General features: G+C 49.8%; 2 protein-coding genes. Both read left to right on the forward strand.

The genetic code is table 11. The features are described 5' to 3' along the window. The coding region (locus EGV91_RS16975) for a 3-hydroxyacyl-CoA dehydrogenase/enoyl-CoA hydratase family protein (protein ID WP_135505834.1) at positions 1-2,068 on the forward strand (2,068 nt) is incomplete at its 5' end. A 28-nt stretch (positions 2,069-2,096) separates the two neighbouring features. After that, on the forward strand, positions 2,097-2,360 hold a 264-nt coding region (locus EGV91_RS16980; protein WP_479681134.1), incomplete at its 3' end, for a thiolase family protein.

Here is a 2,360-nt window from a genome sequence, read left to right on the forward strand (position 1 = left end):
AGTCATTGTCGAAAACCTGGATGTTAAAAAATCCTTATACGAAAAATTGGATGCTGTCAGAAAGCCTGGCACGATCATTTCATCCAATACTTCCGGCATCAGCATCAACGCGATGGCGGAAGGGCGCTCGGAAGACTTCGGCAAGCATTTCCTCGGCACCCATTTTTTTAACCCGCCGCGTTATTTGAAATTGCTTGAAGTGATTCCGGCTCAAACGACATCTCCGGAAGTGCTCGAATTCATGAAAGAATTCGGGGAAGACCGTTTAGGCAAAGGTGTGGTCGAAGCAAAAGATACACCGAACTTTATCGCCAACCGCATTGGGACATACGGATTGCTGGTAGCGGTGCGCGAAATGCAAAACCGCGGGTATTCGATCGGCGAAGTGGATTCAGTGACTGGGCCATTGATTGGCCGTCCGAAATCAGCGACTTTCCGCACCTTGGACGTTGTCGGGCTTGATACATTCATGCATGTTGCGAAAAACGTCTACGACCAAACGACTGGTGAAGAACAGCAAGTATTCGAAGCACCTGCTTTTATAAAGCAAATGGTGGAGAACGGCTGGCTCGGCGCGAAGTCGGGGCAAGGCTTCTTTTTGAAAAAAGACAAAGAAATTCTGGAGCTTGATCCGGAAACGATGGAATACCGTGCAGCCGGAAATTTGAAAACGCCTTCACAGGAAATGGCGAAGCAGCAAAAAGGCTTGAACGCAAAAGTGAAGACGCTTGTCTATGCAAATGACCGCACCGGCGAATTGCTGTGGAACTTGCTGGCTCCGACATTGCGATATTCCGCTCAATTGCATGGCGAAATCGCTGATGACATCGTTGCCATCGACAACGCTATGAAATGGGGATTCGGCTGGGAACAAGGGCCGTTTGAAATATGGGACGCTATCGGGGTGCGCCAATCGGCCGCTAAGATGGCCGAAGAAGGGCATGTGATTCCAGCGTTCGCGCAAAGCTTGCTCGACAGCGGCAATGAGAGCTTCTATAAAGAAGTGGATGGCGACCTTCATTTCTTCAATGGCTCAGATTACACGGCAGTGCCGGTCAATAGCAAAGTGATCGACTTGAAGCGCTTTAAGAAAAAGCACGGTGTCTTGAAGTCGAATTCAGGCGCTAGCTTGATCGACATCGGCGATGGCATTCTGCTGCTTGAGTTCCATTCACGTTCGAACGCAATCGGCCTGGATATCATGCAAATGATCAATTACGCAGTCGATGAAGTCGAGAAAAACCATAAGGGGCTCGTCATCGGCAACCAAGGCAAGAACTTCTGTGTCGGCGCAAACTTGGGAATGATTTTAATGGAGGCTCAGGACGACAATATTTTCGAACTGGACTTTACGATCAAAACATTCCAAAACGCGTTGATGAAAATCAAATACAGCTCGAAACCGGTCGTCGTCGCACCATTCGGCATGACCCTCGGAGGCGGAGCCGAAGTGGCGCTGCACGCTGCGCATATCCAAGCTTCGATGGAAACGTATATGGGTCTTGTGGAAGCAGGCGTCGGGCTGATCCCTGGCGGCGGCGGAAACAAAGAGTTATACATCAAGCATTTGAAAGGCTTGCCGCATGGCGTGACATTCGATTACCAAAACGTTGCAAGCAAGGTATTCGAAGCGATAGCGATGGCGAAAGTGTCGACATCTGCTGAAGAAGCGCGCGACACCAACTTCTTGAACTTTACAGACGGCATCAGCGTCAACAGCGATCACTTGATCCATGACGCCAAACAAGCCGCTCTTAATTTATATGAAAATGGCTACCAGGCGCCAGTACGCGACAAAGTGCCTGTCACCGGCGAACCAGGTTACGCAACGCTCTTGTTGGGCGCTGAAGGCATGCACATCTCAGGCTATATTTCCGAATACGATTTGAAGATTGCAAAAAAATTGGCCCATGTTTTATCTGGCGGTAAATTGCCTTACGGTACTTTAGTCGACGAACAATACCTGCTCGATTTGGAGCGCGAAGCGTTCTTAAGCTTAGTGGCAAAACCAAAAACACAGCAGCGGATGCAGCATATGCTCGTTAAAGGCAAACCGCTCCGGAACTAATAGCTCGATATTAAAGGAGGAAAAAGAAATGCGCGAAGCAGTAATCGTGGCCGGAGCAAGAACACCGGTCGGAAAAGCGACAAAAGGCTCTCTAGCGACTGTGCGGCCGGATGATTTCGGTGCATTGGTTGTAAGGGAAGCATTGAACCGGGCAGGATATGACGGTCCGATCGATGATTTGATCATGGGCTGTGCAATGCCGGAAGCGGAACAAGGCATGAACATCGCCCGGAACATCGGTGCATTGGCCGGCTTGCCGGATACAACACCGGCAGTAACAGTCAACCGTTTT

It is taken from the genome of Planococcus koreensis, from assembly GCF_004761975.1.
Classification (GTDB): Bacteria; Bacillota; Bacilli; order Bacillales_A; family Planococcaceae; genus Planococcus; species Planococcus koreensis.